The following is a 4,708-nucleotide window of genomic DNA, read 5'->3' on the forward strand; positions in this document are numbered from 1 at the left end:
TCCCCTGCGGCATGCCGGGCTGCATCGCCACCTTGACGAACTCCACCCCCTGATCGCCGGAGCGGCCGAACACGTCCTTGACCACCTCGTAGGCGCCCGCGCTGACCCCGCCGCTGGTGATGATCAGGTCCGCCGCGCCGTCGCGGGCACCGTAGCGGTCGAGCACCGCGGCGAACTGCGCGACGTCGTCGCCGACCGTGGCCGCGGCCACCACGGCGGCGCCCGCCTGTCGCACCGCCGCGGCCAGCATCACCCCGTTGGACTCGTAGATCTGCCCCGGTGCCAACGGGGTGCCGGGTGTCACCAGCTCCGAGCCGGTGGACACCACTAGTACGCGTTGGCGGGGCCGCACCGTCAACCGGGTCAGCCCCAGTGCGGCCGCCAGGCCGACCACCGCCGGGCTGACGATCTGCCCGGCTCGCGCCACCGTGACGCCGACGGTGACGTCGCTGCCACCGCGGCGGATGTGGCTGCCTTCGGCGGCGGCGCCGTGGATCACCACGGTGCCGGTGCCGCCGCCCGTGGTGGCCTCGACCGGCACCACCGCGGTCGCCCCCGCCGGGATCGGTGCTCCGGTCATGATCCGGTGCGCGGTTCCCGGCGCCAGCGTAGGGATGTCGGTGCGCCCGGCCGGAATATCCTCGGCCACCGGCAGCTTCACCGGCTGCTGCGGTGTAGCGGCGGCGACGTCGTCGGCCCGCACCGCGTAGCCGTCCATTGCGGAGTTGTCGAAGACGGGCAGTGAGATCGGCGCGGTCACGTCTTCGGCCAGCACCAGACCCTCGGCCTGTTCCAGCGGCACCGCGGTGGGTGGACGGGGGGTGATCAGACCGGCGACGACACGCTGGTGTTCTTCGACGGAGCGCATGCCGCCATTATCGGCGGCGATCGGCAAGCGTGGTGGAACCGGGCGCAGTCCCCGCAAGCGGATGGTGCCCCGGGTCGCCGCCGTCAGGCCCGGACCGGGCTACACCGGAAAGCTCACTCCGGTCAGCTCTTCGGAGACCGTCCACAACCGGCGCTGCAGCGTCGGGTCGTGGGACTGCTTGCTGGATCGCACCAGCTTCGGGTGGCCGCGCTGCTCACCGATGCCGTCCGGGCCGTAGTACTGGCCGCCGCGCACGGTCGGGTCGGTGGCGGCCCGCAGGGTGGGCAACGCACCCATCTCCGCGCTCTGGGAGATCCACGGCGCAACCAGCCTCGCCATCGGGAGGATCACCGCCGGCAGGTAGCGGGCCAGCTCGGTGTTGGCGAGGCCCGGGTGCGCGGCGACGGCGATCGTCGGCCTGCTCTGGGCGGCCAGGCGGCGCTGCAACTCGTAGGTGAACAACAGGTTGGCCAGTTTGGACTGGCCGTAGGCGGCGACCCGGTTGTAGCCGTGTTCGAGTTGCAGGTCGTCGAAATGGATCGCCGCCATGATGCGGTGCGCCATGCTGCTGACGGTCACCACCCGGGAACCGTCGACGGCCAGCAGGTGGTCGAGCAGCAGCCCGGTCAGCGCGAAGTGGCCGAGGTGGTTGGTGCCGAACTGCAGCTCGAACCCGTCGGCGGTGGTCTGGCGGGGGGTGTACATCACCCCGGCGTTGTTGATCAGCAGATCGATGCGCGGATGGGTCGAGCGCAGCGCGTCAGCGGCGGCGCGCACCGAGTCCAGCGAGCCCAGGTCCAGCTCCTGCACGGCGACGTCGGCGCTGGGACGGGCCGCCAGGATGCGCCCGGCGGCGGCGTTGCCCTTGTCGAGGTTGCGCACTGCCAGCACCACGTGGGCGCCGCGGTCGGCGAGCACCGCGGCCGTGTGATAGCCGAGCCCGGTGTTGGCGCCGGTGACGACGACGACCCGTCCGGTCTGGTCCGGCACGTCGGCCACGGTCCATCTGCCATGGGGGTCCATGCCGGAAAACCCTACCCACGGGGTGCCGGCGGGGTGCCGGCGGCGTAATGACCGGCTGATGACACGCGGACGCGGCTGGTTTGACGTCCTCCTCACTGCTGAAGCCGGAGGATTCCAGCAGCGGCTGCGCTGCTGTCTCGCCCGCTCGTTCGCGGTGCGCCGTAGGCGACGGCCTATCTGCTTTCGAGCCGAACAGCTCTGTCTCTGTTTCCAAAGCGCCGACACCTGCAATGCCAGCGGCCTCGCTGCTTACTTTCCCCGACTCCGGTCGACGTCGTGACCTTGGGATCTCTCCCGGGGATTCAGTTGTGGCCGACACGGTAGCAGACGTCGCCGACAAATCCAGACACGCTTGTCCCCGGCCTGAAGGCCCTGAAGGCCCTGAAGGCCAGGGCTTGCGCGCTACGTTTTCCATGGTCATCCTTTGAGTGCATGTCCGATGTGACGGTGACTCTGACCGACCCCACCCATCTGCCCAGCACCAAAGCGCCGCTGGTGTGGGCGCTGAGCGGGGCGATCCCCTGGCTGGTCCTAGTGGTGGCGCAGCTGGTGTGGTTCGTAGTCGATCCGCGGCCGACATGGCTGCACGGGGTGGCCGCCGCCGTCACCGTGCTGGGCTTGCCGGTGAGCGTCATCGTGGCACCACTGTGGCGGTACCGGGTGCACCGGTGGGACATCAGCCCCCAGGCGGTCTACACCCGCACCGGCTGGCTGGTCCAGGAACGTCGCATCGCACCGATCTCGCGGGTGCAGACGGTCGACACCTACCGCGGCCCGCTGGACCGAATGCTGGGGTTGGCCAACGTCACCGTCACCACTGCGTCGTCGGCGGGCGCGGTGCACATCGTCGCGCTGGACGCAGAAGTGGCCAATCAGGTCGTCGCGCAGTTGACTGATGCCGCGTCGCTGGGCGCCGAGGACGCGACGTGACGCGCGCCGGCGACGAAGCAGAGCGAAGCGATGCGCAGGAGCGGCGCAATGTGACGTTGGCCGGCGACGAAGCAGAGCGAAGCGATGCGCAGGAGCGGCGCAATGTGACGGCGCCGCCGGCCTGGCAGCGGTTGAGTCCGCGCATGCTGCTGGTGCATCCGGTGCACGAGGCGCTGCGTGAGCTGCCGCTGCTGATCGTGGCGGTGGTGTTCGGTTCGACTAGCGGAAATCAGCTGTGGACCGTGGCGGTGTTGTGGGTGATCGCCGCGGTCGGCGTGGCACGCTGGTTCACCACTTCCTACCGCATCGAACCCGATACCGAATCGGGCCAGCTGCAGCTGCGGTCCGGGCTGCTGCGCCGCAAGGTGCTGTCGGTGCCCCGCAGTCGGATCCGGTCGGTGCAGACCGATGCCCGGCTGCTACACCGGCTGCTCGGGCTGACGGTGCTGCGGGTGAGCACGGGCCAGCAAGCCACCGGCGACCAGGCATTCGAGCTGGACGCTCTCGAGAGCGGCGACGTGTCGCGGCTGCGCGCGATCCTGCTGGTCGCGCAGGCTTCGCAGCCATCCACGCCGCTGCCCGGCTCCGAGGTCGGCGCCTCGGTGACGCTGGCCCGGTGGCACCCGTCGTGGCTGCGCTACAGCCCGCTGAGTGTGTCGGGCCTGGTGATGATCGGCGCCGCAGCCTGGGTGGTCTTCCAAAGCGGAGTCTGGGATGCGGTGCAGGCTTCGCCGGTAGGCCGGTCCGCCCTGGACGCCGCCGCGCGGCTCGGCGTCCCGGCCGCCGTGGCTGTTGTGCTTGCGGCGTCGATGCTGTTGGCGGTGCTGCGTTCGCTGCTCACCTACGGAAACCTGGTGCTGACAAGACGTCCCGGTGCGGCCGGGGACGTGCTGGCGCTGCGCTACGGCTTGCTGCGGACTCGTCAGCGAAACTACGACATGCGTCGGCTGCGCGGCGGGACGCTGCGGCGGCCGCTGCTGGTGCGCCTGCTCGGCGGTGCCCGGCTGGACGCGGTGATGACCGGGATCCACGGCATCGGTGAGTCGTCGATACTGCTGCCGCCCTGCCCGGCCGCGACCGCCGAGGCGGTGCTGGCTGGGCTCGTCGGCGACGCCGGCCTAGTCAGCGGGCCGCTGCACGGTCACGGCCGAGCGGCAGCCCGCCGGCGCTGGACCCGGGCGATGGCGCTGCCGGCCGTCCTCGGTGTCGGGTTGGCGGTGGCGGCCGCGACGGCCGGCGCCCCGGTTTGGTGGTGGCCGGCGTGGGCGGTTTTAACGCTTGGCTGTGGGTTGCTGGCCATCGACCGGGTGCGTGCGCTCGGGCATCGCGTCGAGCGGGGTTGGCTGGTGGCCCGCATCGGCAGCCTTCAGCGGCGCCGCGACTGCATTGCCACGGCCGGCATCGTCGGCTGGACCGTGCGGCAGAGCTGGTTTCAGCGCCGCGCCGGGGTGGCCACGCTGACAGCGGCCACCGCTGCCGGGGTGAAGGCCTACCAGGTGATCGACGTGCCCGACACGTGGGTGTGGGCGCTGGCAGCGCAGGCGTCGCCGTGGGTGGCCGACAGCACGTGGGCGACGGATAGCGTGGTCGGTGGCCGGACTCGCCGAGTGTGAAACCATTGCGAGAAAACGCGCTTGATTTCGCAGTGAGTTCACGCTCGGCGATAGCTGTGCCGTATTGCCGGCCGCAGATCGGTGGACGGTGACCTTGCACTCGGCATGGGCGAGTGCTAAGAATGACTTTGGCACTCACGACCAGTGAGTGCTAGGTCGGGATGGTGAGATCGAGGGCAACGACACCTTCGGTCGTCCGTCGCGGGCGCTGCACCCGGCCACAGACGTGTCATCCGCAACCGGAGGAATCACTTCGCAATGGCAAAGCAAATTG

General features: G+C 70.4%; 4 protein-coding genes. 2 read left to right on the forward strand and 2 right to left on the reverse strand.

The window, feature by feature from the left end; all coding sequences use genetic code 11:
- On the reverse strand, positions 1–868 hold an 868-nt coding region (locus tag AC2VOP_RS10350; protein WP_486960873.1), incomplete at its 3' end, for a molybdopterin molybdotransferase MoeA.
- A 99-nt stretch (positions 869–967) separates the two neighbouring features.
- On the reverse strand, positions 968–1,891 hold the full coding sequence (locus AC2VOP_RS10355) for an SDR family NAD(P)-dependent oxidoreductase (protein WP_486960874.1): 924 nt from the start codon (positions 1,889–1,891) through the stop codon (positions 968–970).
- A gap of 432 nt (positions 1,892–2,323) precedes the next feature.
- On the opposite strand from AC2VOP_RS10355, the gene AC2VOP_RS10360 reads away from it, so the two are divergent.
- Positions 2,324–2,821 (forward strand): PH domain-containing protein, encoded by a 498-nt coding sequence (locus AC2VOP_RS10360; RefSeq protein WP_486960875.1) that lies wholly within the window; start codon positions 2,324–2,326, stop codon positions 2,819–2,821.
- Between the two features lie 143 nt (positions 2,822–2,964).
- Positions 2,965–4,434, forward strand: coding sequence for a PH domain-containing protein (locus tag AC2VOP_RS10365; protein ID WP_486960876.1), 1,470 nt, complete (start codon positions 2,965–2,967; stop codon positions 4,432–4,434).
- Positions 4,435–4,708: the final 274 nt, after the last annotated feature.

The sequence above is a fragment of the Mycobacterium sp. TH-M106 genome, assembly GCF_057473765.1.

What these genes read in the sequence shown, in the direction of transcription:
- AC2VOP_RS10355 (WP_486960874.1), bottom strand. Translation starts at nt 1,891, where the DNA reads ATGGACCCCCATGGCAGATGGACCGTGGCCGACGTGCCGGACCAGACC.
- AC2VOP_RS10360 (WP_486960875.1), top strand. Translation starts at nt 2,324, where the DNA reads ATGTCCGATGTGACGGTGACTCTGACCGACCCCACCCATCTGCCCAGC.
- AC2VOP_RS10365 (WP_486960876.1), top strand. Translation starts at nt 2,965, where the DNA reads ATGCTGCTGGTGCATCCGGTGCACGAGGCGCTGCGTGAGCTGCCGCTG.